Origin of the sequence: Kitasatospora sp. NPDC056800, assembly GCF_042789775.1 — a bacterium.
Taxonomy (GTDB): Bacteria; Actinomycetota; Actinomycetes; order Streptomycetales; family Streptomycetaceae; genus Kitasatospora.
This window is the reverse complement of the sequence record NZ_JBHUAL010000145.1, coordinates 1-24,985: the sequence shown is the minus strand read 5'-3', so window position 1 is coordinate 24,985 and position 24,985 is coordinate 1. Positions and strand designations below refer to the sequence as shown.

At 71.9% G+C, this 24,985-nt stretch carries 23 protein-coding genes; 7 read left to right on the top strand and 16 right to left on the bottom strand.

Going from position 1 to position 24,985, the window contains the following annotated elements:
- Positions 1–52 precede the first annotated feature (52 nt).
- Positions 53–1,543: an alkaline phosphatase PhoX gene (locus ACFRQN_RS27520; RefSeq protein ID WP_049654998.1), complete on the bottom strand. Its 1,491-nt coding sequence runs from the start codon at positions 1,541–1,543 to the stop codon at positions 53–55.
- A gap of 186 nt (positions 1,544–1,729) precedes the next feature.
- The gene (locus ACFRQN_RS27515) at positions 1,730–3,025 is read right to left on the bottom strand and encodes a hypothetical protein (RefSeq protein ID WP_380742816.1); all 1,296 of its coding nucleotides are present in this window, start codon (positions 3,023–3,025) and stop codon (positions 1,730–1,732) included.
- Positions 3,026–3,173: 148 nt separating this feature from the next.
- Here ACFRQN_RS27515 and ACFRQN_RS27510 point away from each other — a divergent pair, with 148 nt between their 5' ends.
- Positions 3,174–3,647 (top strand): VOC family protein, encoded by a 474-nt coding sequence (locus ACFRQN_RS27510; RefSeq protein ID WP_049650575.1) that lies wholly within the window; start codon positions 3,174–3,176, stop codon positions 3,645–3,647.
- A gap of 26 nt (positions 3,648–3,673) precedes the next feature.
- Here ACFRQN_RS27510 and ACFRQN_RS27505 read toward each other — a convergent pair whose 3' ends face one another.
- Positions 3,674–5,290 carry a hypothetical protein gene (locus ACFRQN_RS27505; protein WP_380742814.1) on the bottom strand — a complete coding sequence of 539 codons (1,617 nt, stop codon included), beginning with the start codon at positions 5,288–5,290 and terminating at the stop codon, positions 3,674–3,676.
- A gap of 361 nt (positions 5,291–5,651) precedes the next feature.
- Between ACFRQN_RS27505 and ACFRQN_RS27500 the strand changes: the two genes are divergently transcribed.
- Positions 5,652–6,986 carry an MFS transporter gene (locus tag ACFRQN_RS27500; RefSeq protein WP_079271943.1) on the top strand — a complete coding sequence of 445 codons (1,335 nt, stop codon included), beginning with the start codon at positions 5,652–5,654 and terminating at the stop codon, positions 6,984–6,986.
- Between the two features lie 67 nt (positions 6,987–7,053).
- On the opposite strand, the gene ACFRQN_RS27495 is transcribed toward ACFRQN_RS27500, so the two are convergent.
- The 9 genes from ACFRQN_RS27495 to ACFRQN_RS27455 all read right to left on the bottom strand — a co-directional run bounded on the left by ACFRQN_RS27495 (position 7,054) and on the right by ACFRQN_RS27455 (position 14,631).
- Positions 7,054–7,710, bottom strand: coding sequence for a Uma2 family endonuclease (locus ACFRQN_RS27495; RefSeq protein WP_380742812.1), 657 nt, complete (start codon positions 7,708–7,710; stop codon positions 7,054–7,056).
- A 125-nt stretch (positions 7,711–7,835) separates the two neighbouring features.
- Entirely contained in the window at positions 7,836–8,213 is a 378-nt protein-coding gene (locus tag ACFRQN_RS27490) for a metal-sulfur cluster assembly factor (RefSeq protein ID WP_259316762.1), read from the bottom strand.
- A 21-nt stretch (positions 8,214–8,234) separates the two neighbouring features.
- Positions 8,235–8,687 (bottom strand): Fe-S cluster assembly sulfur transfer protein SufU, encoded by a 453-nt coding sequence (sufU, locus tag ACFRQN_RS27485; protein WP_049650585.1) that lies wholly within the window; start codon positions 8,685–8,687, stop codon positions 8,235–8,237.
- A gap of 19 nt (positions 8,688–8,706) precedes the next feature.
- Positions 8,707–9,966, bottom strand: coding sequence for a cysteine desulfurase (locus ACFRQN_RS27480; protein ID WP_049650586.1), 1,260 nt, complete (start codon positions 9,964–9,966; stop codon positions 8,707–8,709).
- The gene (gene sufC / locus ACFRQN_RS27475) at positions 9,963–10,727 is read right to left on the bottom strand and encodes a Fe-S cluster assembly ATPase SufC (RefSeq protein WP_074001667.1); all 765 of its coding nucleotides are present in this window, start codon (positions 10,725–10,727) and stop codon (positions 9,963–9,965) included. Before sufC ends, ACFRQN_RS27480 begins: the two co-directional genes overlap by 4 nt.
- 6 nt (positions 10,728–10,733) lie before the next feature.
- The gene (locus ACFRQN_RS27470; protein WP_063349526.1) at positions 10,734–11,051 is read right to left on the bottom strand and encodes a bifunctional 3-phenylpropionate/cinnamic acid dioxygenase ferredoxin subunit; all 318 of its coding nucleotides are present in this window, start codon (positions 11,049–11,051) and stop codon (positions 10,734–10,736) included.
- Positions 11,052–11,056: 5 nt separating this feature from the next.
- Positions 11,057–12,286 (bottom strand): Fe-S cluster assembly protein SufD, encoded by a 1,230-nt coding sequence (gene sufD, locus ACFRQN_RS27465; protein ID WP_380742810.1) that lies wholly within the window; start codon positions 12,284–12,286, stop codon positions 11,057–11,059.
- A gap of 54 nt (positions 12,287–12,340) precedes the next feature.
- Positions 12,341–13,756: a Fe-S cluster assembly protein SufB gene (sufB, locus tag ACFRQN_RS27460; RefSeq protein WP_049650590.1), complete on the bottom strand. Its 1,416-nt coding sequence runs from the start codon at positions 13,754–13,756 to the stop codon at positions 12,341–12,343.
- Between the two features lie 50 nt (positions 13,757–13,806).
- Positions 13,807–14,631: a metalloregulator ArsR/SmtB family transcription factor gene (locus ACFRQN_RS27455; protein WP_259316761.1), complete on the bottom strand. Its 825-nt coding sequence runs from the start codon at positions 14,629–14,631 to the stop codon at positions 13,807–13,809.
- A gap of 154 nt (positions 14,632–14,785) precedes the next feature.
- Here ACFRQN_RS27455 and ACFRQN_RS27450 point away from each other — a divergent pair, with 154 nt between their 5' ends.
- Positions 14,786–15,712 carry an ABC transporter ATP-binding protein gene (locus ACFRQN_RS27450; RefSeq protein ID WP_380742808.1) on the top strand — a complete coding sequence of 309 codons (927 nt, stop codon included), beginning with the start codon at positions 14,786–14,788 and terminating at the stop codon, positions 15,710–15,712.
- Positions 15,713–15,732: 20 nt separating this feature from the next.
- A complete protein-coding gene (locus ACFRQN_RS27445) occupies positions 15,733–16,509 on the top strand; it encodes an ABC transporter permease (protein ID WP_380742821.1) in 777 nt (258 codons plus the stop codon).
- A gap of 75 nt (positions 16,510–16,584) precedes the next feature.
- Here the strand turns inward: ACFRQN_RS27445 and ACFRQN_RS27440 are convergent, their stop codons facing one another.
- Positions 16,585–17,259: an LAETG motif-containing sortase-dependent surface protein gene (locus ACFRQN_RS27440; protein WP_181970706.1), complete on the bottom strand. Its 675-nt coding sequence runs from the start codon at positions 17,257–17,259 to the stop codon at positions 16,585–16,587.
- Positions 17,260–17,672: 413 nt separating this feature from the next.
- Positions 17,673–18,992, bottom strand: a complete 1,320-nt coding sequence (locus ACFRQN_RS27435) for a choice-of-anchor A family protein (protein WP_380742804.1) — start codon at positions 18,990–18,992, stop codon at positions 17,673–17,675.
- A gap of 258 nt (positions 18,993–19,250) precedes the next feature.
- Between ACFRQN_RS27435 and ACFRQN_RS27430 the strand changes: the two genes are divergently transcribed.
- Entirely contained in the window at positions 19,251–20,231 is a 981-nt protein-coding gene (locus ACFRQN_RS27430) for a heme A synthase (protein WP_380742818.1), read from the top strand.
- Positions 20,232–20,301: 70 nt separating this feature from the next.
- On the opposite strand, the gene ACFRQN_RS27425 is transcribed toward ACFRQN_RS27430, so the two are convergent.
- Complete coding sequence (locus tag ACFRQN_RS27425; protein ID WP_053111946.1) at positions 20,302–20,628, bottom strand: hypothetical protein; 327 nt, start codon at positions 20,626–20,628, stop codon at positions 20,302–20,304.
- Positions 20,629–20,701: 73 nt separating this feature from the next.
- Here ACFRQN_RS27425 and ACFRQN_RS27420 point away from each other — a divergent pair, with 73 nt between their 5' ends.
- Positions 20,702–21,343, top strand: a complete 642-nt coding sequence (locus ACFRQN_RS27420; RefSeq protein ID WP_049649621.1) for a DUF2461 domain-containing protein — start codon at positions 20,702–20,704, stop codon at positions 21,341–21,343.
- A 65-nt stretch (positions 21,344–21,408) separates the two neighbouring features.
- On the opposite strand, the gene ACFRQN_RS27415 is transcribed toward ACFRQN_RS27420, so the two are convergent.
- Positions 21,409–22,356, bottom strand: a complete 948-nt coding sequence (locus ACFRQN_RS27415; protein WP_074001672.1) for a heme o synthase — start codon at positions 22,354–22,356, stop codon at positions 21,409–21,411.
- A 462-nt stretch (positions 22,357–22,818) separates the two neighbouring features.
- Here ACFRQN_RS27415 and tkt point away from each other — a divergent pair, with 462 nt between their 5' ends.
- A complete protein-coding gene (gene tkt, locus ACFRQN_RS27410; protein WP_074001673.1) occupies positions 22,819–24,918 on the top strand; it encodes a transketolase in 2,100 nt (699 codons plus the stop codon).
- The last annotated feature ends 67 nt before the right edge of the window (positions 24,919–24,985 follow it).

Sequence of the window (24,985 nt, the reverse complement as noted above, 5' to 3'; positions counted from 1 at the left end):
GCCCGCGGACGAGTAGTCCGCGGGCAGCCGCACGGTCATTCCTGACGGTTCGTCACTCGCCGTAGCCCTGGCCGCGCTTGTGCTCGTTCAGCCGGCGCCACGGGCCGCTGATCGCCAGCTGGATGCCCGGGGTCTGGATGTTGGCGAACAGGGTCTTGCCGTCGTCCGAGAAGGTCACCCCGGTGAACTCGCTGAACTCGGGCTTCTCGGCGGTGCCGATGTTCAGCTCGTTGCGGGCGATCGGGTAGACCAGCCCGTCCTCGGTGGCGCCGAACAGGTGCGAGACGCCCTCGCCGTCCTCGCAGATCACGATGCCGCCGTACGGCGAGACGGTGATGTTGTCCGGGCCGTCGAAGTTGTCGTGGTCGCCCCAGACGTCGGTGTTGACGCCCAGCAGCACCTTCAGGGTGATGGTGCGGCGGGCCGGGTTGTAGAACCAGACCTGGCCGTCGTGCTGGAGCGGGCTCTCCGAACGGGCGAAGCTGGAGACGAAGTAGAAGCCGCCGTCACCCCACCACATGCCCTCCAGCTTGCGGGCGCGGCTGACCTCGCCGTCCTTGAACTGCTTGCGCACCGAGACGGTCCTGGCGTCGCGGTCCTGGACCTTGACCCAGTCCACGCCGTAGGTGGTGCCGACCTTGGTGGCGCGGGAGAGGTCGTCGACGAACTTGCCCTGGGCGTCGAAGACCTTGAAGGCCTCCAGCACACCGGCGTCGGCGGCGAGCTTGCGCAGCTGGTAGCGGCCGTGCTTGAAGCCGGCCGGCGGGGTCCAGCGGAACAGCAGGCCGTTCGGGTTCGAGGCGTCCTCGGTCAGGTAGACCTGGCCGCGCTTCGGGTCCACGACCACGGCCTCGTGCGCGTAGCGGCCGAAGGCCTTCACCGGCTGCGGGTCCCGGTTGTAGTCGTCGTCGAAGGGGTCGACCTCGAAGATGTAGCCGTGGTCCTTGGTGAAGCCGTTCTTGCCGGCCTTGTCCTCGGTCTCCTCGCCGGACAGCCAGGTGCCCCACGGGGTCACGCCACCCGCGCAGTTGGTGGCGGTGCCGGCGATGCCGACCCACTGCTCGACCGAGCCGTCCCGCTTGGCATGCACGATGGTGCAGCCGCCGGCCGCGCCCGGGTCGTAGACGTGGCCCTCGGTCAGCGGCACCGGGTGCGGCCAGTTGGCGCGGGCGCCGGCCAGCTCGTGGTTGACGACCATCAGGTTGCCGCCGCGCTCGTCCTCGAAGGCGGAGGTGCCGTCGTGGTTGCTCGGGGTGAACTCGCCGGTGCGCAGCTTGGTGACGCCTGCCCGGTTGAGGACCTTGTACGAGAAGCCCTTCGGCAGGGAGAGCAGGCCGGCCGGGTCCTGGACCAGCTGGCCGTAGCCGACGGCGGTGCCGCCGGCCGAGTTGGTCCCGGCGGCCGCGGCGACCGGGGCCTCGCCGCCGACCGGGGCGGCGATCGCGCCCGGGGCGCTGGCCAGCGCCTCGGCGCCGCCGGCGATCAGCACGCCGGCCCCGACGAGGGTGGAACGGTTGACGAAGTCCCGACGGGACAGCGACATGGCAGCAACTCCTGAGGATGAGCGGGGGCGCCGGTGCGGGATGCCGACGCCCAGCAGGCTCCGCCGGGCGGGTGAACCCGGCATGACGCCCACCTCACGCCCAGGCGGCCATTTGCCGACTGATGACCGTCACATGACCTGTGCTTTACTGAGGCCCCCGCCGGCCCGCCCGACCCGCCCGACCCGTCAGCGCCGCGCCGCCCGCCACTGCTCCCAGGCCGACAGCCACAGCTGCTCGGCCAGCCGCTGCTCCTCCCAGACCCCCGCCCCGCCGCCGCCCGGCCGCTCCCGCCACAGCTGCGCCCAGGCCCGCTGCGCCGGCAGGCTCGCCACCTCGCTCGCGAACACCGTGTACCGGACGACCTCCTCGACGGCCGCCTCCCCCTCAGCCGTGCCGACCAGCCAGTGCGTCTGCTGGGACAGCCGGTTGAGGTGGTTCACCATCGAGGTCACCGCCGCCGCGGCCTCCTCCCGGGTCTCGGTGGCCAGCCGCATCTGCTGGCGCACCGCCGCCTCCCAGCGCACCGCGCCGACCTCCCCACGCAGCCCGCGCGGCAGCCTCGGCGTGCGCCCCACCCGCACCTGCGCCTCGATCGCGGCGGACTCGGCGACGCTCTGCGTGATCAGCGCCCGGTGCGCCTCCATCCCGACGGCGGGCGGCAGTTCGCGCTCCTCGACCGGCACCCGGCGGGCCCGCCGGGCGGCCAGGTCGCGCAGCAGCTCGGTGCGGCCGCGCAGGCAGTCCTCGAAGTCGCCGATCGCGCCGAGCTCCACCGCGCCGGGGGCCACCCCGCGCGCGCACACCGTCACGGTCAGCCCGCCGACCCGCAGCCGCCCGGCCCACACCGGCTCCGGACCGTCCGCCGCCGGGGCGCCGGGCTCCGGCACCGGCCGGTCCTCGTGCACCTCCACCGCGCAGGGCTCGCCGTCCACCGTGATCCACACGCGCAACGCCCGTACCCGGCCCGGCCCGTCGCCCTCGTCGACGCCCAACTGCTCGTAGACGCGGTCCCGTTCGTCCTCGACCAGGTCCTCCAGCTCGGGCAGCTGCTCGCCCGGCTCGGCCCCCGGCCGGTAGGTGCGCACGGTCACGTACGGGCCGGCCGCCGAGCGCCAGTCGCCGCACTGGACCTCGACCCAGCGCAGCTCGCCGCCGGAGGTCTCGAAGGCGGCCAGCGCCTCACCGGCCAACGCCCCGTCGGCCGTCATCGTCCCGCCCTCGGGGGCCTGCCCCGCGGCCACGCCGTACACCGGGAAGTCGGCCGCCGCCAGGGTCCGGCGGGAGAACTCCTCCTGGTCGGCGAACCGGTCGACGGGCCTGCCCGCGGGCCGACCGGCACCCTGCTCGGCCGACCGGTCCAGTGGCCGGTCCGCGGGCCGCCCGGCGAAACGGTCCTCCCGGACCGGCCGGTCCGGGGCCGGGGCGGACCCCGAGGACCCGGCGTCCCGCTTCTGGTGCCTGCCGCCGCTCTCCCGCATCATCCTGTGCCGCACCCCCGAGACCTCGCACCCGCACCGCTGACGCCACCTTACGTGGCCGCAGCTGCCGGGTCATCAGCTCGGCCCCCGGACGGGGGTGGTGGCCGTGTCAGGGCGCCCGGTTGTCAGCCGCCCTCCCTAACCTGGCGGCATGACAGCTCAGAACGACGCAGCACAGGACCGCACCGGGCAGGGCGCCTTCCCCGCCCGGATCAGCATCGTCACCCTCGGGGTGACCGACCTCGACGAGAGCGCCCGCTTCTACGAGGCGCTCGGCTGGAAGCGCTCCACCGCCTCCAGCCCGGAGATCGTCTGGTTCCGCACCGCCGACTCGGTGCTCGGCCTCTTCCCCACCGACGAGCTGGCCGCCGACGCGGGCGTGCCCGCCACCGGCGAGCCCTCCTTCCGCGGCGTCACCCTCGCGGTGAACCTGGAGTCCCCCGCGCTGGTGGACGCCGCGCTGCGGACGGCGGTCGAGGCCGGCGCCGTGGTGGTCAAGCCGCCGGTCCCGACCGACTGGGGCGGCTACTCCGGCTACTTCGAGGACCCGGACGGCCACCTCTGGGAGCTGGCCCACAACCCGTTCTTCCCCTTCACCGAGGACGGCTCACTGGACCTTCCCTAGACCGCCGTACGGTGCGCTCGGAGGGCTCAGCTCCTGGAGCGCGCCTTGAACGCCGCCTTGCGCGCCTCCTTGGCCAGCGCCCGGTCCGGGTGCAGCTCCCCGATCGCCTCCAGGACGTCCGCCGTGTACGGGTGGTCGACCCTCCACAGCTCGCCGAACCAGCCCGCCGGATCGCCGTTCACCGGCAGGTCGGCGACCAGCTCGCCCAGCAGCTCGGCGTCCCCGCCGTTGTCCAGCAGCTGGGCGGCGAAGGTGTCGACCACCGTCCACAGCGCCATCGCCCGGTCCGGCACCGGGACGTCCGCCGCCCCCTGCGCGGTCAGCCAGGCCCGCACCGCACCGCCCAGCTCCGGGTCGTCCATGACCTCCCGGGCGGCCGGCTCCGCGCCCGGCCCGAGCAGGTTGAGCGCCGAGACGCCGAGCATCCGGCGCAGCGGGCCGTAGCCGTCGGAGCCGCGCGCCGCCGCGAGCAGCTCGCGCGCCGCCGCCACCGGCTCCCGGTCGGCGGTCCACGCCCGCAGCTCCTCCTCCGGCAGCACGTTGGCCGACTCGCACACGCCGCGCAGCAGCTCGGCCGCGTCCCCCTTGGCCAGGTCGCCGACCAGCGGCGCGTCGTAGCCGTCCTCCAGCAGCCACTGCCGGATGCCGTACTGGCCGAGCGGGGTGAGCCGGACCAGCCCGAAGCGGGCCGACTCCTCCTCGTCCAGCGGCTCCTCGCCGACCACGGCGGGCTCCTCGCCGTCCTCCTCGTCGAACAGCTCGGGGTCGATCGGGCGGTAGTCCAGCAGGCCCAGCTCGGCGAGGTCGCCCAGCATCGGGTCCAGCGCGACCATCACGTCCGTGATGTCGCCGAGCAGTTCCTCGCTGGGCTCCTCGCCCTCCGGGACGACCAGCAGCGCGGCCAGCACGCCCAGCGGCACGGTCTCGTTGCCGGGCTCGGCGAAGGCGGTGGTCTCGTAGAGCACCTGCAGGGCCTCGTCCAGCAGCTCGGCGGCCTCGTCACGGGCCTCCTCGACCTCGGAGAGCGCGTCCTCGTCCTCCTCGCCCTCCCCGGCCCCGGCCTCCCCGGCGCCCTCCTCCGGGACGGAGTCCGCCTCGACGGCCAGCTCCCGGACGATCCCGGCGGCGGTCAGCCACAGCTCCAGGACGGTCTCCGGGTCGCCCTGCTCGGCGGGCTCCAGGTCCGGGCCGGGGACGGCGACGTGCTCGCCCTCCGCCGTCGTACCGAGCTCCACCAGGTCCAGGTCGCAGGCCAGCGACCAGGCCCGCAGCGCCTCGATCTCGGCCTCCTCGGGCACCTCGCCCTCGGCCGGGGCCAGGCCCAGCAGCCGGGCCGCGGGCGCCCGGTCCGCCTCGACCAGGTCGCCGAACTCGTCCACTTCCCGGTGCGGGGCGGACCAGCGGGCCAGCGCCAGCGCGTACCCGAACATCGGTACGGCCTTCGCCTGCTCGGCCAGCTCGCGCTCGGCGGGCAGCTTCACCGGCGGGACCAGGACGGCCGCGTCGTCCAGGTCCTCGTCGTCCAGCCCGTGCGCGGCGAACGCCCCGTAGAGGTCCTGGAGCTCCAGGTCGGCGGGCAGCACCGCCTCGGCCGCGCCCTCACCCGTCGAAGCCCCGGTGTTCTTGCGACGTCGTCCGGCCATCGTTGTGCGCTCTCCCTCAGCCCAGCGGTCAGCCCAACAGCGCCGCGTACCGATCCATCACCTCAGCGTATAGGCCGGGCACCCCCGACGCCCGGCCGTACGGGGCGCACCCAGGGGCGCGCGCCATGGGCGTACGCCCACCCCTTATCCTTCGGTCTGGTACCGCGCACACCCCGCGCGTGCCACCGGGGCAACGAAGCCCAACCGCCCTCCGCCCGACCCCGGGCCGGAGGGGCCCTCTTCAGCTCACCTCGCCCCACCAGGGAGCCCGTACCCTCGGCCACCACCACAGCGCCTCCGGACGGGCGCGCCGGCACACCCCGCCGACCCCGGTGGTGCCCGGCCACAGGAGACCCCTGCCATGGCGGACCTCTCCCCCGCCGGCTCCGGCCTGCGCACCGCGCAGCTCGACGGACGCCGACTGTCGGAGGCCCTGCTTCCCCCGGAGCTCGCGCCGCGCGCCCAGCTCCGGCTCGCCGCGATCAGCCGCTGGAACGCGCTGCGCGGCGTCCGCGTCGGCCTGGTGGCCGCCGCCCTGCTGCTGATGCTGATCGGCGCCAACCTGGCCACGCCGATCTACTCGCTCCTCCAGCAGCGGCTGCACCTCACCGCGCTCGACACCACCGTCCTGTTCGCGATCTACGTGCTGGCGCTGGTCCCGGTCCTGGCCGTGGTCGGCCACTGGTCCGACCACCTCGGCCGCCGCGCCCTGATCCTGCCCGCCGTCGCGCTGTCCGCCGTCGGCGACGTCGTGTTCGCCACCTCCGACAGCTTCTGGCAGCTCGCCGCCGGCCGGGCCGTCCAGGGCATCGCCGTCGGCCTGTCCACCGGCGCCGCCGGAGCCGCCCTCGGCGACCTGCTGCCCGACCACCCGACCCTGGCCGCCAAGATCACCCTGGCCTGCTCCGCGGGCGGCGTCGCCCTCGGCCCGGTGGTCGGCGCCCTGCTGGCCGGCGGCTCCGAACCGTTGCTGACGCCCTTCCTGCTGCACGCCATCGCCCTGCTCGCGCTCTGCGTGCCGCTGGCCCTCCTCCACCCCCGGATGCCCGGCCGCAGCCGCCCGCCGGCCTCCCCGCCCCGCATCACCACCCCGGCCCACCTGCGCCCCCAGCGCCTGCGGCTGCCGCGCACCGGGCGCCGCGAGTTCCTGCTCGCCGCCACCGCCGGCTTCATCTCCTACGCGGTGTTCGGCGTCTACCTCAGCCTGGCCCCGGCCTTCGCCGCCAAGCTGCTGCACACCGACTCCAAGCTGGTCGGCGCGATCGTGGCCGCCCTCCTGCTCGGCTCCTCCGCCGCCACCCAGCTGCTCGTCCCGCCGACCTCCGACCGCGTGGTGACCGCCCTCGGCATGACCGGCCTGGCCACCGGCCTCGGCCTGGTCGTCGCCGCCCAGTACACCGGCACCCCGGCACTGCTCTTCATCGGCAGCGTCCTCGGCGGCGTCTCCCAGGGCGTCGCCTTCCGCTCCCTGTTCACCAGCGCCGTCACCGCGATGAACCCGGAACGCCGCGGCTCCGAACTGAGCGCCCTCTGGGTCATCGTCTACCTCGGCAGCTCCGCCCCCATCATCGCCCTCGGCGCCCTCGTCCAGACCTACGGCCTCCTCCCCTCCGTCAGCGGCTTCGCCGCCCTCGCCGCCCTCGCCTGCACCGCCCTCGCCATCGCCGTCGCCCGCAAACCCAAGCCCACCGCCTGACGGCCCGCACACAGAACGCCGCTGCCCGGGACTTCCGAAGAAGTCCCGGGCAGCGGCGCTTCCGCCCCTACTCCCAGGGCTTCCATTTGCCGGTATCGATCTCGACGTCAAAGGGCTTCGGCAGCCGGACGGTCTCACCGAACTTCCACTCGCCCAGCACCTCGTACGTCCCCTCGCCCCGGTTCGGCTCCCCGAACAGGGTGACACCGGACAGCCGCGGGTCGCGGTCCACCAGCAGGTAGTTCGGCACCCCGCCCCGGGCATACCCGTTCCACTTGGTGGACCTGATCTGCCGCCCGAACATCGGGCGGCGGTCATAGCGGGCATTGGACGGGGAGGTCACCTCGACCGCCATGCCGATGTCGTCCGGGTGGAGGCGGGAGAGGTCTCCGTTCAGAGCCCGCTCCTCGACCTCGGTACCCACGATGACGAGGTCCGGGATGTAGCCGTCACCGATCTCCACCAGGTCCAGGTTGACCGTCTGCAGTGCCCTCCACGGGAAGGCCGGATCCGAACCCAAGGCCAGCGTGAACCGTCGCTCGATGTGCGAGAGGAACACCGCATGCGTAACTGCCGGCGCCGGTGACACGACGAACTCCCCTCCAATGACCTCGACCCGCGTGCCATCGTCCGGAATCCGCAGATACTGCTCAAGCTCGCCCCGGACCCACATGGCGTACGGCGAGTCGGGCAACGTCCAGTGCCCGGTTGCTTCCACAGCCATTACGTCGCTCCCTCCACGGTCGCGGCTCCAGCCTGGCCGCCCGGTCGCAGATATACCACTGCCGTACAAACCTTTCCCTCGAAGGGGAGGTTTGTACGGCAGCAGGTTGACGAACTAGCCCGTCCTCAGACGTTGAAGCCGAGGGCGCGGAGCTGGTCGCGGCCGTCGTCGGTGATCTTGTCGGGGCCCCACGGCGGCATCCAGACCCAGTTGATGCGCAGGTCCTGCACCAGGCCGTCGGTGGCCGTCTTGGCCTGGTCCTCGATGACGTCGGTCAGCGGGCAGGCCGCCGAGGTGAGCGTCATGTCGATGGTGGCCACGTCGGACTCGTCGATGTGGATGCCGTAGATCAGGCCCAGGTTGACGACGTCGATGCCCAGTTCGGGGTCGACGACGTCCATCAGGGCCTCGGTCAGGTCCTCGACCGAGACGGTGCCGGCGGTGGTGCCGACGATGACGGTGCCGGTCTGCTCCTCCGCAGTGGAGGGGGTTTCGTCACTCATGGTCTTGTCCTCCTCTGCGGGTCAGTCGTTCACGGCGGGGTTCTTGGCGAGCGCCTGGGCGGTGGCGTCCTTCCAGGCCATCCAGCTGAGCAGGGCGCACTTGACCCGGGCCGGGTACTTGGAGACGCCGGCGAACGCGACCGCGTCCTCCAGCACCTCCTCGTCGCCCTCGCCCTGGCCCTTGCTCTGCATCAGCTCCAGGAAGGCCTCCTGGACGGCCTGCGCCTCGCCGACGGTCTTGCCGACCACCAGCTCGTTCAGCACCGAGGCGCTGGCCTGGCTGATCGAACAGCCCTGGGACTCGTACGAGACGTCGGTGACCTTGGCACCGTCGAGCTTCACCCGCAGGGTGATCTCGTCGCCACACGTCGGGTTGACGTGGTGCACCTCGGCGTCGCCGTCCCGCAGCCCCTTGCCCTTCGGGTTGCGGTAGTGGTCCAGGATGATGTCCTGGTACATCGAGTCGAGCTTCATGGTCGTCCTGCCCCGTCCCTCAGCCGAAGAAGTTCCGGACGTGGTGCAGGCCGTCGATCAGCGCGTCGACCTCGCCCGGCGTCGAGTACAGATAGAACGACGCCCGCGTGGTCGCCGGAATTCCGTACCGCAGGCACACCGGCCGCGCGCAGTGGTGGCCGACGCGCACGGCGATGCCCTGCTCGTCCAGCACCTGGCCCACGTCGTGCGGGTGGATGTCGCCGAGGGTGAAGGAGATCGCGGCGCCGCGGTCCACGGCCGTGCGCGGGCCGATGATCCGCAGGTCGGGGACCTCGAGCAGCCGCTCGACGGCGTACTCGGTGATCGCGTGCTCGTGCGCCGCGATCTTCTCCATGCCGATGCCCTGGAGGTAGTCGATGGCCGCGCCGAGTCCGACCGCCTGGGCGATCGGCGGGGTGCCGGCCTCGAACTTGTGGGGCGCCGGGGCGTAGGTGGACGAGCCCATGGTGACGGTCTCGATCATCTCGCCGCCGCCGAGGAACGGCGGGAGGTCCTCCAGCAGCTCCTGGCGGCCCCAGAGCACGCCGATGCCGGTCGGGGCCAGCATCTTGTGCCCGGTGAAGGCGACGAAGTCGGCTTCCAGCGCCTGCACGTCGAGCACCATGTGCGGCGCGGCCTGCGAGGCGTCGATGACGACCAGCGCGCCGACCGACTGGGCCTTGCGGACGATCGTCTCGACCGGGTTGACGGTGCCGAGCAGGTTGGAGACCAGGGTGAAGGAGACCACCTTGGTCTTCTCGGTGATCAGCTCGTCGATGTTCGACAGGTCGAGCCGGCCCTCGTCGGTCAGCCCGAACCACTTGAGCTTCGCACCGCTGCGCTGCGAGAGCAGCTGCCACGGGACGATGTTGGAGTGGTGCTCCATCTCCGTGATGACGATCTCGGAGTCGGCGTCCACCCGGTACGGCTCGTCGGCCCAGGCCAGCATGTTGGCAACAAGGTTGAGCGACTCCGAGGCGTTCTTGGTGAAGATCACCTCGTTGCGGCTCGGCGCGTTGACGAACGCCGCGACCTTGTCCCGGGCGCCCTCGTACAGCGCCGTGGCCTCCTCGGCGAGCACGTGCACGCCGCGGTGGACGTTGGCGTTGTGCCGCTCGTAGTAGGCGTTCAGCGCCTCCAGCACCTGGCGCGGCTTCTGCGAGGTCGCCGCGTTGTCCAGGTAGACCAGCGGCTTGTCGTCGTGCAGCACCCGCTGGAGGACCGGGAAGTCCTTGCGGATCGCGTCGGTGTCGAGCAGTCCCGCGAACGGATGCGTCACTCGGACGCGCCCCCCTTCACATACGCCTCGTAGCCCTCGTTCTCCAGCTTGTCGGCGAGCTCGGCGCCGCCGGACTCGACGATGCGGCCGCCCGCGAAGACGTGGACGTGGTCGGGCTTGATGTACCGCAGGATGCGGGTGTAGTGGGTCACCAGCAGGGTGCCGACCTCGCCGGTCGAGCGGACCCGGTTGATGCCCTCGGAGACGATCCGCAGCGCGTCGACGTCCAGGCCGGAGTCGGTCTCGTCGAGGATCGCGATCTTCGGCTTGAGCAGCTCCAGCTGGAGGATCTCGTGGCGCTTCTTCTCACCACCGGAGAAGCCCTCGTTGACGTTGCGCTCGGCGAAGGCCGGGTCCATCTGGAGGGCGGCCATCGCCTCCTTGACCTCCTTCACCCACAGCCGCAGCTTGGGGGCCTCGCCGCGGACGGCGGTGGCGGCGGTGCGCAGGAAGTTGGAGACCGAGACGCCCGGGACCTCGACGGGGTACTGCATGGCCAGGAAGACGCCGGCCTTGGCGCGCTCGTCGACGGACATCTCCAGGACGTCCTCGCCGTCGAGCAGCACCGAGCCGCCGGTGACGGTGTACTTGGGGTGACCGGCCAGCGAGTAGGCGAGGGTGGACTTGCCCGAGCCGTTCGGACCCATGATGGCGTGGGTCTCGCCCTGCTTCACGGTCAGGTCCACGCCCTTCAGGATCTCGCGCGGGCCGTTCTCGGCGTCCACGGAGACGTGCAGGTCGCGGATTTCAAGGGTTGCCATGTGTACTCAGGACTCCTGGTTGACGGAGACGAGCACATCGTCCCCTTCGATCTTTACGGGGTAGACAGCGACCGGCTTGGTGGCGGGCAGGCCGGACGGCTTGCCGGTGCGCAGGTCGAAGCTGGAGCCGTGCAGCCAGCACTCGATCATGCAGTCCTCGACCTCGCCCTCGGAGAGCGAGACGTTCGCGTGCGAGCAGGTGTCGTTGATCGCGAACACCCCCTCGTCGGTACGGACGACGGAGACCGGCACGCCGTTGAGGTCCACGCGCTTGGGAACGTCCTCCTGGAGGTCGCTCAGCGCGCAGGCACGGAGGAAGGTCATCTGGATCAGACCGCCGCTTCCAGCTCGGCCTCGATCTTCTCCATCAGCTGGTCCTGGATCTCGGCGACGCCGATCTGCTGGACGAGTTCGGCGAAGAAGCCGCGGACCACCAGGCGGCGGGCCTCGTCGGCCGGGATGCCGCGGGACCGCAGGTAGAACAGCTGCTCGTCGTCGAAGCGGCCGGTCGCGGAGGCGTGGCCGGCGCCGACGATCTCACCGGTCTCGATCTCCAGGTTGGGGATCGAGTCGACCCGGGCGCCGTCGGTGAGCACCAGGTTCCGGTTGAGCTCGTAGGTGTCGGTGCCCTCGGCGGCGGCGCGGATCAGCACGTCGCCGACCCAGACGGCGTGGGCGTCCTGGCCCTGCAGCGCGCCCTTGTAGACCACGTTGGAGCGGCAGTGCGGGGTGTCGTGGTCGATGACCAGACGGTGCTCCAGGTGCTGGCCGGCGTCGGCGAAGTAGAGGCCGAACAGCTCGGCCTCGCCGCCGGGCGCGGCGTAGCTGACCCGCGGGTGGATCCGGACGACGTCGCCGCCGAAGGTGACGACCACGGACTTCAGCGAGGCGTCCCGGCCGACCAGCGCGGTCTGCTGGGCGGCGTGGACGGCGTCGCGGTCCCAGTCCTGGACGGAGACGAAGGTGAGCTTGGCGCCGTCGCCGACCAGCAGCTCGACGTTGGCGGCCCGGGTCCCGGTGCCCGCGTGGTTGAGCACCACGACGGCCTCGGCGAACGGCTTGACGTCGATCACCACGTGGGCGAAGCGGACCCCGCCCTCGCCGCGCACGTCGATCCGGACCGGCTCGGCCAGCACCGACTCCTTGGGGACGGTGACGACCAGGGCCTGGTCGAAGGCGCTGAACGCCTGCGCGGCGACCCGGTCGACCGGCTTGCCGGCCTTGCCCAGGCGGGCGTCGTCCCGGCCGACGGTCTCGGCGGTGACGCCGTCCGGCAGCGTGAACTCGACCTTGTCCTCGCCGCGCTCGGCAGCGGCGGCGGTGCCGTCGTGCAGCCCGCCGAGGCGGTGCAGCGGGGTGAACCGCCAGTCCTCCTCGCGGCCGGTGGGCACCGGGAAGTCGTTCACGTCGAAGGACGGCTTGACCGCGACGCGCGCGTCGATCGGCTGCTGGACCGTGGTGCGGCCGGTGCCGGGGCCGGCGAGCTGCGCGCCCGCGCCGGCCGTGCCGACCTCGATCGAACCGGCGGTGGTGGAGCCGGTGGTGTTCTGCTCAGCCATGGCTGTTCGTAGTGCTCTCTTCCTCGGAAATGAGTGGACGGCGGCGGCCGGAGGTCAGCCGACCGCGCCCTCCATCTGCAGCTCGATCAGCCGGTTGAGCTCCAGCGCGTACTCCATCGGCAGCTCGCGCGCGATCGGCTCGACGAAGCCACGGACGATCATCGCCATCGCCTCGAACTCGGTCATGCCGCGGCTCATCAGGTAGAAGAGCTGGTCCTCGCTGACCTTGGAGACGGTCGCCTCGTGGCCCATGGACACGTCGTCCTCGCGGACGTCCACGTACGGGTAGGTGTCCGAGCGGGAGATGGTGTCCACCAGCAGCGCGTCGCACAGCACGTTGGACTTGGCGCCCTTGGAGCCCTCGCCGATCTCGATCAGACCGCGGTAGGAGGTCCGGCCGCCGCCGCGCGCCACCGACTTGGAGACGATGTTGGACGAGGTGTTCGGCGCCATGTGCACCATCTTGGCGCCGGCGTCCTGGTGCTGGCCCTCGCCCGCGAAGGCGATCGAGAGGGTCTCGCCCTTGGCGTGCTCGCCCATCAGGTAGACGGCCGGGTACTTCATGGTGACCTTGGAGCCGATGTTGCCGTCGACCCACTCCATGGTCGCGCCCTCGTACGCCACGGCACGCTTGGTGACCAGGTTGTAGACGTTGTTCGACCAGTTCTGGATGGTCGTGTAGCGGCAGCGGCCGCCCTTCTTGACGATGATCTCCACGACCGCCGAGTGCAGCGAGTCGGAGGAGTAGATCGGGGCGGTGCAGCCCTCGACGTAGTGGACGTAGGCGTCCTCGTCGACGATGATCAGCGTCCGCTCGAACTGGCCCATGTTCTCGGTGTTGATCCGGAAGTAGGCCTGCAGCGGGATGTCGACGTGCACGCCCTTCGGCACGTAGATGAACGAGCCGCCGGACCACACGGCCGTGTTCAGCGCGGCGAACTTGTTGTCGCCGGCCGGGATCACCGTGCCGAAGTACTCCTTGAAGATCTCCGGGTGCTCGCGCAGCGCGGTGTCGGTGTCCAGGAAGATGACGCCCTGCTCCTCCAGGTCCTCGCGGATCTGGTGGTAGACGACCTCGGACTCGTACTGGGCGGCGACACCGGCGACCAGGCGCTGCTTCTCCGCCTCCGGGATGCCGAGCTTGTCGTAGGTCGCCTTGATGTCCGCCGGCAGGTCCTCCCAGGACTCGGCCTGCTTCTCGGTGGAGCGGACGAAGTACTTGATGTTGTCGAAGTCGATGCCGGTGAGGTCGGAGCCCCAGGTCGGCATGGGCTTCTTGCCGAACAGCTTCAGGCCCTTGAGCCGCAGGTTCAGCATCCACTCGGACTCGTTCTTCTTCGCCGAGATGTCGCGGACGACGTCCTCGCTGAGCCCGCGCTTGGCCGCGGCACCGGCGGTGTCCGGGTCGGCCCAGCCGTACTCGTAATTGCCGAGGCCTTCGAGCTCGGGGTGCGAAACGGTGTCAGTCATGCGAGCTTCCTAACGCGCGGACGCTGAATCTTCGGTGGACACGGAATTTTTCATGTACTGGCAGTCGGCATCGCATCGGAGCCGCGTCCCGCCGGGGGCTGGGCGGACGACGATGCGGCACCGGGTGCCGGCACATAGGTGGTGCAGACCCCGTCGCCGTGGGCGATCGTGGCCAGCCGTTGCACATGGGTGCCCAGGAGCTGGGAGAAGACCTCGGTCTCCGCCTCGCAGAGCTGCGGGAACTGCTCGGCGATGTGCGCGACCGGGCAGTGGTGCTGGCAGAGCTGGGCGCCCGCCGGGGCCTTGGCCGCGGCCGACGGGACACGCCGCACCGTGGCAGCGTACCCGTCCGCGCTGAGCGCCTGGGCCAGCGCCTCGGGGCGCTCTCCGGCGGCGGCCAGGCGCAGGGCCTCCAGGTACTTCTCGGCCTGCTTGCCGAACCGGGCGCGGGCGAAGGCGGCGACCGCCTCCTCGCCCGCCTTGCCGCCGCCCACCGAGTCCGCGATCCAGCGCAGCGCGTCGGCGGCGAGCTGGTCGTACGCCTGGTAGAAGGCGTCCCGGCCGGCGTCGGTGAGGGCGAAGACCTTGGCCGGACGGCCCCGGCCGCGGCTGCCGTAGACCCGCTGTTCGCGGGACTCGACCAGACCGGTGGCGACCAGGCCGTCGAGGTGGCGGCGGACGGCGGCGGCGGTGAGGCCGAGCCGGTTCGCCAGGTCGGCGGCGGAGGACGGGCCGTGGTCCAGGATCGACCGCGCGACCCGGTCCCGGGTGGCCCGGTGGCCCTCCAGCAGCACCTCGGCCGCCGTCACGGGCACGTCACAGGAGGAGGCCGACTCGGCCTCCCGCTGCTGGGCGTGCTCGCGCATGTTTTTCACAACACCAGTGTTGCGTAATTACTTCCGCCGGGACAAGCCGTGACCCAGGCCTCACCGGTGTCATCTGTCACGCAGGTTAGCCTTACCTGACCTGGGAAAACGATCACCGAGCCGCCGTCCGACCGGCGCGTCAGGCCCTCTTACACTCGCCGGTATGCACTCCGAACCCGCGGTCCAGATCGCCGGGCTGGTCAAACGCTACGACGACAAGCTCGCGGTGGACGGCCTCGACCTCACCATCCCGGCCGGCGCGATCACCGCCGTCCTCGGCCCCAACGGCGCCGGCAAGACCACCACCATCGAGACCTGCGAGGGGTACCGCCGTCCGGACGGCGGCACCGTCCGCGTCCTCGGCCTCGACCCGGTCACCCAGGGCGCCGCGCTCCGGCCCCGGATCGGCGTCATGTTGCAGTCCGGCGGCGTGTACGCGGGCGCGCGCGCCGTCGAGATGCTGCGGCACACCGCCAAGCTGCACGCCCACCCGCTGGACGTGGACGCCCTGGTCGAACGCCTCGGCCTCGGCTCCTGCGGCCGCACCACCTACCGCCGGCTGTCCGGCGGCCAGCAGCAGCGACTCGCCCTGGCGATGGCCGTGGTCGGCCGCCCCGAGCTGGTCTTCCTGGACGAGCCCACCGCGGGCCTCGACCCGCAGGCCCGCCGGGCCACCTGGGAGCTGGTGCGCGACCTGCGCCGGGACGGCGTCACCGTGGTCGTCACCACCCACCACATGGACGAGGCCGAGCAGCTCGCCGACCGGGTCGCCATCGTCGACCGCGGCAAGGTGATCGCCGACGGCACCACCGAGGAGCTGTGCCGCGGCGGCGCCGAGAGCACGCTGCACTTCGACGGCCCGCCCGGGCTCGACCTCGGCCCGCTGCTCAAGGAGCTGCCCGAGGGCGCCACCGCCACCGAGACCGCCCCCGGCAACTACCGCGTCGAGGCGCCCGTCGACCCGCAGCTGGTGGCCGCCGTCACCGGCTGGTGCGCGGCCTCCGGCATCCTGCCCGAACGGCTGTCCGTCCAGCGCCGCAGCCTGGAGGACGTCTTCCTCGACCTGACCGGACGGGAGCTCCGCTCATGAGCGAACGCAGTGAGGGAACCATGAGCGCCGCCACGACGGACTACTCCCCCAAGCCGGGCCCCGCGCCCGTCGGCCGGATGCTGCTCGCCCAGACCGCGTTCGAGACCCGGATGCTGCTGCGCAACGGCGAGCAGCTGCTGCTCACCGTGGTCATCCCGACCGTGCTGCTGGTGCTGTTCTCCGCCGTGGACATCGTCGCGGTCGAGGGCCCCGGCAAGCGGGTCGACTTCCTGGCCCCCGGCCTGCTCGCGCTGGCCGTGATGTCCACCGCCTTCACCGGCCAGGCCATCGCCACCGGCTTCGAGCGCCGCTACGGCGTACTGAAGCGGCTCGGCGCCAGCCCGCTGCCGCGCTGGGCGCTGCTGACCGCCAAGACCGGCTGCGTCCTGGTGACGGAGGCGCTGCAGGTCGCGCTGCTGTCGGTGATCGCCCTGGCCCTCGGCTGGTCCCCGCACGGCAACCCGCTGACGGTCGCCGCGCTGCTGGTTCTCGGCACCGCCGCCTTCTCCGGGCTCGGCCTGCTGATGGCCGGCACCCTGAAGGCCGAGGCCACCCTGGCCGGCGCCAACCTGGTGTTCATCCTGCTGCTGCTCGCCGGCGGGGTGATCGTGCCGCTGGGCAGGTTCCCCGACGCGGTGCGCCCGGTGCTGGAGCTGCTGCCGATCTCGGCGCTCTCGGACGGCCTGCGGTCGGTGCTCCAGGCCGGCGCCGGGGTGCCGTGGGCGGACCTCGGCATCCTGGCCGGCTGGTCGGCGCTCGGCCTGGCCGCGGCCGCCCGCTTCTTCCGCTGGGAGTGACCGGCGGCGGCAACGCACAACGCCCCCCGGCCACTTGGCGGCCGGGGGGCGTTGCCGTTGTCGACTGACCAGGCGTCAGCTCTCGCTGCCGCCACGGCGCTTGCGGGCGAGCAGCACGAGCGCGCCGCCTACCAGCAGCACACCGCCGCCGGCCGCCGCGATCATCGGGGTCGCGTCGCTGCTACCGGTCTGGGCGAGCGCCGGCGCGCTGGCGGAGGGCGACGGGGTCGGGGTCTTGCTCGGGGTGTGGGTCACCGACGGGGTCGGGGTGGCCGGGGGCGTCGTGACCGGCGGCGGGGTGCTCGGGGTCACGGTCGGCGTCGGGGTGGGAGTCGGGGTCGGGGTCTTGGTGGGGGTCGGGGTCGGAGTCGGCGTGTGGCACGGCTCGATGGTCTTGGTCTCGTTGATGTTCCAGCCCTTCTCGTTCGGGTTCTCCGTGGTGGTGACCACCAGGTTCGCCTTGATCGGGGCATCGTGGTCCTTCACCGGGAAGGAGCCGTGGAACTCCGCGGGGAAGGCCTTGGCGTCCAGGACCTTCTCGCCGTCGATGGTGAGGCTGACGGTGTTCTTCACGTCGGCCTTGGGGCTGTAGTTGATCAGATCGATCACGATCTTGTCGCAGGTCACCGACCAACTCGGCACGTGCGCCGAGGCATTGGTGGCCAGTGCCAGAGGCAGGAGAAAACCGGCCGCAGCCGTGCCGGCGAGTGCCGTCGCGCCGATCGCGAAGTGCCGCTGCTGTCGCGCCATTACTTTGTTCCCCTCCGAACGGTCGTGCGCAGCAGGCGTGTTGAGTGGTACGCGGTGGCCCGCTACGACTGTCCGGGGGACTCTACCGGCACTCCCGCACCCCGCCACACCCCGCCGCACGACCGGATATCGACTGTCCGTCCGTCTTCCGATGTGCTTGGGCCAGCCCATCACAGCCGTCACCTCGCAGAACGCGGATTCGGCAAACCTGAATGGACTTCGCCACTTCAGGGAAGAACGGAGCCCCCGGTGATCAGGTTCAATCACCGAGGGCTCCGATTCGGTCAGCCGACGAACGCCGGGCCATTCCGGCCTTTCCGTCGTTTCCGGCCTTTCCGTTCTTTCCGACACTCCTGTGCCTCCGACGCGCCCGCGTTGCCGGCGTTCCCGGCCGGATCGCGGGCTCAGCCGGTTCAGGCCTTCCGGGCCGCCTTGCGCCGGGCGGCCACCACGATCCCGCCGCCGGCCGCGAGCACGACCGCGCCGCCGATCGCCAGCGGCAGCACCGGACCGGAGCCGGTGTGCGCCAGGTTGCCCCCGGCGTCCGGTTGGGCGGACGGGCTGCCCGAGGCCGCCGGAGCGGCGGTCGAGCCGCCGGCCGACGGGCTGCCGCTCGCGCTGGGCTTGCCGCTCGTCGACGCGGACGGGCCGCCCGAGGGGCTCGCCGAACCGCTCGGGGCGGTCGACGCGCTCGGCGTGGCCGACGGCGAGCCGCTCGGCACGGTCGGCGGGACGGTCGGCGGCACCGTCGGGGTGCCGGACGGCGTCGGGACGGTGGTGCCCGGCAGGCAGCCGGTGAAGGGGTAGTGGTGCGTCTCGGCACCGCCCTTGCCGGTCAGCGAGGCGGCGATCACCGAGCCGTTGACCGGGCCGCCGCTGCCGAGGTCGAAGGCGGCGTTCGGCGCGAGCACGGTGCCGGCCCAGGCGGCCTGGCTGTTCTTGACCACCTTGGTGGCGGTCGGGAAGTTCCAGAGCAGCCTGGACCGGATCGCCCCGCCCGCGGCGCTCTGGAGCTTGTCGTCCAGCACGAAGGCCTTCTTGCCCTCGTCCCACAGGTGGAAGCCGGTGGTCCCGGCCGCCGCCATGTCGTACGAGCCGCCGGTGACGTTGACCACCGTCACCGAGCCGACCGGCACCTTGAGGTAGACGTCCTTGGCGCCCTGCAGCTTCGCCGCGTCGACGGTGAAGCTGTTGTACTTCGCGTCGCCGCCGGTGAGCGTCAGCTTGGCGCCCTCGGCCTGGACGGTGGCGCCGGCGGTCTGCGGGACGGCGGCCAGCGAGGTGGCGGCGGCGCGCAGCTTGGCGAACTCGGCCTTGAAGTCGATCGGCGAGGGGCCCTGGTTGACGGTGCCGGCGTGGGCCTGGGCCACCGCGCCGTCGGCCTTGGAGCCGAAGACGCCGTTGCCCTTCATCACCTGGGTGTTGTGGCCGGTGAGCTTGCCGGCCACGACCAGGGCGTTCTTGCCGGGCAGCGCGTCGACCTGGGCCTGGGTGAGCTCCTGGCCGACCGAGAAGCCGCCGGTGAAGTCGGCGTTGCCGCCGACCGCGACCGCGCCCTCGGCGTCGGGGGTGTGGGTGTCGTCGCCCTCGATGAACTCGCCGTAGAGGTTGGCGACCCCGAGGCTGCGGCACTCCTGGTCGGTGCCGACGGCCTGGGCGGCCGGCGCGACGAGCCCGGCCAGTGCGAGCGAGCCGCCTACCGCGAGCGCGGCGGCGGAAATGGGTATGCGCATGTGCAGGTCTCCGCTTGCGTGCGGGCGTAGATGGGGGGAGGGGTCCTCAAAAAGGTATGGACCAATCCGCACTCTTTCGGCCAAACGGGTGATTGGTCAAGACCAATAACCTCCTTGACCGAACCACCCCGGTTTGTCCGCGTGTCGCACCCCAGCGTGTCGCCGCCCGCCGGCTCCGCCGCCTCCCGCCGCACCACCCGCGCCACACCGCCGCGCGGCCCGTGCCCCGCCCCAAGATCGCCTGTAAGGCCGCCTACGATTGACCGCGTGCCTAATCCCTTCTCCCTGCTCGCCGAGCGCTGGCAGCCATCCGCCGAGATGGTCCGGCGTGCCACGTTCGCCGCGCTGGTGATGAGCGTGGTGATCGTCGTCACCGGCGGCGCCGTCCGCCTCACCGCCTCCGGCCTCGGCTGTACGACCTGGCCCCGGTGCACCGACGAGAGCCTGACGCCCACCGCCGAGATGGGCTTCCACGGCATCGTCGAGTTCACCAACCGGATGCTCACCTACGTACTGAGCGCCGCCGTCGGCTGGGCCATCCTGGCCGCCCGCTGCCACCGGCCCTGGCGGCACAGCATGACCCGGCTCGGCTGGGCCCAGTTCTGGCTGGTGATGAGCAACGCCGTGCTCGGCGGCATCACCGTGCTGACCGGCCTCAACCCGTACACCGTGGCGCTGCACATGATCGCCGCGATGGCCCTGGTCTGGGTCGCGCTGCTGATGTGGGAGCGGTCCAAGGAGGGCGACGGCCCGCCGACGCTCGTGGTGCCCCGCCCGGTCCACCAGCTGTCCTACGTCCTGGTCACCGTGATCGGCCTGCTCGTCGCGGCCGGCACCCTGGTGACCGGCGCCGGCCACCACCCCGGCACGCCCAAGGACAACAAGATCGTCCCGCGCATCCCGATCGACTACGACCGCCTCGCCCAGTTCCACGCCGACTTCGCGTTCGTGTCCGTGGGCCTGGCCATCGCGGCGATCTTCGTCCTCGCCGCCGTGAAGGCCCCCCAGGCGGCCAGGTCCCGCACCAAGGAACTGCTCGCCGTCCTGCTGCTGCAGGGCGTCCTGGGCTTCATCCAGTACTTCACCGACGCCCCCGAGCTGATGGTCGGCCTCCACATGCTCCTCGCGGCACTGACCTGGATCGCCGCCCTCCGCGTCCCCCTCGCCCTGCGCACCCGCGGCGCCGAGGCGGTCACCGACCAGCTCCCCGCCCAGACCCCGCAGCCCGCCTCGGTCTGACCGCGCACACGCCGACGGCCCGGCTCCCCCGCGTGGGGGGAACCGGGCCGTTCGTCGTACCGGGACGCGGTCAGATCTGGATGCCGGCCATCCGCTTCCACTCGTACGCGCCGGTCTTGACCTTGAGGCCCAGCTCGCCCTCGAAGTCGTCGTGCAGGGTCAGCCCGGCCAGCTCGGCGGCGCGCTTGCCCACGGCGTAGCTGGGGGCGACCTGGTCGCCCCAGGCGCCGTCCGCGCCGACGACCACGATGCGGGTGGCCACGGAGCCGACGTACTCGACGACGGCGTCGCCGCCCCCGTGCTCGCGGGCGAAGCTGGTGAGGTGCTTGGCGATGCGCTTGGCGCGGCGCTCGGTGCGGGCGTCCGGCGCGGCGGTGGCGGTCTCTGCGCTGCTCATGTCCCGCATGCTACCCACCGGTAGCGCCGCTGGCGACGGGAGCGCCCTGTGCACCGGGCCACATACTGGAGGGGTGACCTTCTCCGGCTGGCCGGCCGAGGCGCTCGACTTCTACGAGCACCTGGAAGCCGACAACTCCAAGACCTTCTGGCAGGCCCACAAGGACGTCTACGACGGCGTCGTCCGGGCCCCGATGGAGCTGCTGCTCGCCGAACTGGAGCCGGAGTTCGGGCCGGGGAAGATCTTCCGGCCCAACCGCGACGTCCGGTTCAGCGCCGACAAGTCCCCGTACAAGACCCACATCGGCGCCCATCTGGAGAGCGGCGGCTACATCCAGCTCTCCGCCGACGGACTGGCCTGCGGCAACGGCCTCTACCAGCTCGCCCCCGACCAGCTGGAGCGCTACCGCGCCGCCGTCGCGGAGGACGTCACCGGCGCGGAGCTGGAGCGGGTGATCGCCCGGGTGGAGCAGCAGGGCCCGCTGGTCGTGGGCCGGGACTCCCTCAAGTCGGCCCCGCGCGGCTACCCCAAGGACCACCCCCGGATCGGGCTGCTGCGCCACAAGGGCCTGGTGGCCTGGCAGGAGTGGGAGCCCGCGAAGTGGCTGGGCACCCGCGCCGCCCACACCCGGATCGCCGGCTTCCTGCACGCCTCCCAGCCGCTGCGGGACTGGTTGGACGGCCACGTCGGCCCCTCCGAGCTGCCCGCCCGCTGAGAACGCGAAGAGCCCCGGTCCGCCTGGACCGGGGCTCTTCGCGTAAGCCTCTGCTTCGTAAGCCTCTACTTGACGAACGGGTCGATCGCGCAGACCACCATCAGCAGCGACAGGTAGGTGATCGACCAGTGGAACAGCCGCATCTCCTTGAGCTTCGCGCCCACGATCCCGGCCTTGGCCCGCCCGTACAGCGCGTGCGCCTCGCGCAGCCAGGCCCCGCCCAGCAGCACTGCGGCGACCGGGTACAGCCAGCTCATGTGGCCCAGCGGCCAGACCGCCAGCGAGACCGCCACCATCACCCAGGAGTAGGCGACGACCTGCTTGCCGACGGCCACGTTGCCCTTGACGACCGGCAGCATCGGCACGCCGGCCCGCTCGTAGTCGTCGCGGACCTTCATCGACAGCACCCAGGTGTGCGGCGGCGTCCAGAAGAACACGACCAGGAACAGCATCACCGCGGCCCAGGACACCGAGTTGGTCACCGAGGACCAGCCGATCAGGACGGGCATGCAGCCGGCGATGCCGCCCCAGACGATGTTCTGCGAGGTGCGCCGCTTGAGCCCGAGCGTGTAGACGAACACGTAGAACAGCAGCGCGCCGAGCGCCAGCCAGGCCGACAGCCAGTTGACCCCGAAGCCCAGCAGAAGCGTCGAGACGACGGCGAGGACGATGCCGAACACCAGCGCCTCGCGCGGCGACACCATCCCGGTGACGATCGGACGCCGCTCGGTGCGCGACATGACCGCGTCGATGTCGCGGTCGATGTACATGTTGAGGGCGTTGGCGCCGCCGGCCGAGAGGTAGCCGCCGACGACGACCTTCAGCACCAACAGCATGTTCGGCACGCCCTGCTGGGCCAGGAACATCACCGGCACGGTGCTCATCAGCAGCAGCTCGATGATCCGCGGCTTGGTCAATGCGACGAACGCGCCGACACGGGCCCCGAACGGCCGGTGCGCAGGAGTCGCCCCGGTGACCCCGGCGGGACGGGTTTCGACGGCGGTCACTAACACCCCAACTGAAGATGAATCTTCGCAGGCGTCCACAGGAACGAAGGGTCCCGAATCGTCCGCTCTGCGCGTACCACGACACCATAGACGTTCCATATATCCCATCCGGCTCCGGGGTCCCCCGGCGAGGCGGAACGCACACCCCCGGGTGAACCGCCCGGGCGGGGCCGTCGAGCGCCTCCGCCGGGTCCGCTAGCCCGTCCTGACCACCTGGGCGGCGCGACGGCGCGAACCGGGAGAGTCTGGGACAAATCCATCCGCACCGCTCCAGTGGGAATCTGCATGCGGAATTGCCGGTTGTCCCAGCACGGAGGGTGAGCCGCACCCCGGACGGTAGGCTCGCGGACAGAAGCGGGATCTACCCTCCGTGACCGGCACCACCCAGCGTCGGGACCACAGCGCCGTGGCCGACCCGGTCCCCATTCACGGGGTCACTCTTCACAATGGAAGGAGCCCTGAGACAGGGTGAGCACTGCGCCGACGAACGCATTCGAGTGGACCGATCTGGATGAGCGCACCGTTGACACGGCGCGCGTCCTGGCCATGGACGCTGTCCAGAAGGTCGGTAACGGACACCCCGGGACGGCCATGTCGCTGGCCCCGGCCGCGTACCTGATCTTCCAGCGGTTCCTGCGCCACGACCCGACCGACCCGTCCTGGGTCGGACGCGACCGCTTCGTCCTCTCCCCCGGCCACACCAGCCTGACGCTCTACACCCAGCTCTACCTCGCCGGCTACGGCCTGGAGCTGGACGACCTGAAGGCCTTCCGCGTCGCGGGCAGCCGTACCCCCGGCCACCCCGAGCACGGCCACACCGCGGGTGTGGAGACCACCACCGGCCCGCTGGGCCAGGGCATCGCCAACGCGGTCGGCATGGCGATGGCCGCCCGCTACGAGCGCGGCCTGTTCGACCCGGAGGCCCCGGCCGGCGAGTCCCCCTTCGACCACACGGTCTGGGCGATCGTCTCCGACGGCGACCTGGAGGAGGGCATCTCCGCCGAGGCCTCGTCGCTGGCGGGCCACCAGAAGCTGGGCAACCTGGTCGCCGTCTACGACGACAACCACATCTCGATCGAGGGCGACACCGAGACCGCCTTCTCCGAGGACGTCCTCAAGCGCTACGAGGCGTACGGCTGGCACGTCCAGCGCGTCACCCCGAAGTCCAACGGCGACATCGACGTGGCCGCCCTGGCCGAGGCGCTGGCCGCGGCCAAGGCCGAGACCTCCCGCCCGTCGATGATCGCGATGCGGACGATCATCGCCTGGCCGGCCCCGGACGCCCAGAACACCGCCAAGGCGCACGGCTCCGCGCTCGGCGCCGCCGAGATCGCCGCCACCAAGAAGGTCCTGGGCTTCGACCCGGAGAAGACCTTCGAGGTCAGCGACCAGGTCATCGGGCACGCCCGCCAGGTCATCAAGCGCGGCAAGGCCGCCCGCGACCAGTGGCAGCAGGGCTTCGAGGCCTGGCGCGCCGCCAACCCGCACCGCGCGGCCGAGTTCGACCGCATCGAGGCCGGCGAGCTGCCCGAGGGCTGGAAGAAGGCCGTCCCGTCCTTCCCGGCCGGCAAGGACGTCGCCACCCGCAAGGCCTCCGGCGACACCCTCAAGGCGATCGGCGCGGTGATCCCGGAGCTGTGGGGCGGCTCGGCCGACCTCGCCGAGTCCAACCTCACCACCATCGACGAGGACAGCTCCTTCCTGCCCGAGGGCAACCCGCTGAAGTCGGCGAGCCCGTACGGCCGGACGATCCACTTCGGCATCCGCGAGCACGCCATGGGCTCGACCATGAACGGCATCGCCCTGCACGGGAAGACCCGGGTCTACGGCGGCACCTTCCTGGTCTTCGCCGACTACATGCGCCCGGCCGTCCGCCTGGCCGCGCTGATGAAGCTGCCGGTCACCTACGTCTGGACGCACGACTCGATCGGCCTCGGCGAGGACGGCCCGACCCACCAGCCGGTCGAGCACATGGCCTCGCTGCGCGCCATCCCGGGCCTGGCCATGGTCCGCCCGGCCGACGCCAACGAGACCGCCGTCGCCTGGCGCACCATCGTCGAGCGCCACACCAGCCACCCCGGCCCGGTCGGCCTGGCGCTGACCCGCCAGGGCGTCCCGACCTTCGACCGCGAGGTCTTCGGCTCCGCCGAGGGCACCGCGAAGGGCGGCTACATCCTGGCCGAGGCCTCCACCGGCGACCCGCAGGTGATCCTGCTCGGCACCGGCTCCGAGGTCCAGCTGGCCGTCCAGGCCCGCGAGGCGCTGGAGGCCGAGGGCATCGCCACCCGGGTGGTCTCGCTGCCGTCCTTCGAGTGGTTCCAGGAGCAGGACCAGGCCTACCGCGACAGCGTGCTGCCGCCGTCGGTCAAGGCCCGCGTCTCGGTCGAGGCCGGCATCGCCCAGGGCTGGCGCGAGCTGGTCGGCGACCACGGCCGGATCGTCTCGCTGGAGCACTTCGGCGCCTCCGCCGACTACAAGGTGCTGTTCGAGGAGTTCGGCATCACCACCGAGCGCGTGGTGGCCGAGGCCCACAACGCCCTGCGCTCCCTCGAGGCCGTCAACCGCTAGCGGCCCCCGGGCCGGGGGGCCCCCCCCCCGCCGGGCCCCCGGCCCCCGCCCCCCCCCCCCGGCCCCC

Bases quoted from the DNA above. Each gene is read 5' to 3' on its own strand.
- ACFRQN_RS27425 (WP_053111946.1), bottom strand. From the start codon at position 20,628: ATGAGCAGCGCAGAGACCGCCACCGCCGCGCCGGACGCCCGCACCGAG.
- sufD (WP_380742810.1), bottom strand. From the start codon at position 12,286: ATGGCTGAGCAGAACACCACCGGCTCCACCACCGCCGGTTCGATCGAG.
- ACFRQN_RS27510 (WP_049650575.1), top strand. From the start codon at position 3,174: ATGACAGCTCAGAACGACGCAGCACAGGACCGCACCGGGCAGGGCGCC.
- ACFRQN_RS27470 (WP_063349526.1), bottom strand. From the start codon at position 11,051: ATGACCTTCCTCCGTGCCTGCGCGCTGAGCGACCTCCAGGAGGACGTT.
- ACFRQN_RS27440 (WP_181970706.1), bottom strand. From the start codon at position 17,259: ATGGCGCGACAGCAGCGGCACTTCGCGATCGGCGCGACGGCACTCGCC.
- ACFRQN_RS27495 (WP_380742812.1), bottom strand. From the start codon at position 7,710: ATGGCTGTGGAAGCAACCGGGCACTGGACGTTGCCCGACTCGCCGTAC.
- sufB (WP_049650590.1), bottom strand. From the start codon at position 13,756: ATGACTGACACCGTTTCGCACCCCGAGCTCGAAGGCCTCGGCAATTAC.
- ACFRQN_RS27445 (WP_380742821.1), top strand. From the start codon at position 15,733: ATGAGCGCCGCCACGACGGACTACTCCCCCAAGCCGGGCCCCGCGCCC.
- ACFRQN_RS27450 (WP_380742808.1), top strand. From the start codon at position 14,786: ATGCACTCCGAACCCGCGGTCCAGATCGCCGGGCTGGTCAAACGCTAC.
- ACFRQN_RS27520 (WP_049654998.1), bottom strand. From the start codon at position 1,543: ATGTCGCTGTCCCGTCGGGACTTCGTCAACCGTTCCACCCTCGTCGGG.
- ACFRQN_RS27490 (WP_259316762.1), bottom strand. From the start codon at position 8,213: ATGAGTGACGAAACCCCCTCCACTGCGGAGGAGCAGACCGGCACCGTC.
- ACFRQN_RS27515 (WP_380742816.1), bottom strand. From the start codon at position 3,025: ATGATGCGGGAGAGCGGCGGCAGGCACCAGAAGCGGGACGCCGGGTCC.
- ACFRQN_RS27435 (WP_380742804.1), bottom strand. From the start codon at position 18,992: ATGCGCATACCCATTTCCGCCGCCGCGCTCGCGGTAGGCGGCTCGCTC.
- ACFRQN_RS27500 (WP_079271943.1), top strand. From the start codon at position 5,652: ATGGCGGACCTCTCCCCCGCCGGCTCCGGCCTGCGCACCGCGCAGCTC.
- ACFRQN_RS27505 (WP_380742814.1), bottom strand. From the start codon at position 5,290: ATGGCCGGACGACGTCGCAAGAACACCGGGGCTTCGACGGGTGAGGGC.
- sufC (WP_074001667.1), bottom strand. From the start codon at position 10,727: ATGGCAACCCTTGAAATCCGCGACCTGCACGTCTCCGTGGACGCCGAG.
- sufU (WP_049650585.1), bottom strand. From the start codon at position 8,687: ATGAAGCTCGACTCGATGTACCAGGACATCATCCTGGACCACTACCGC.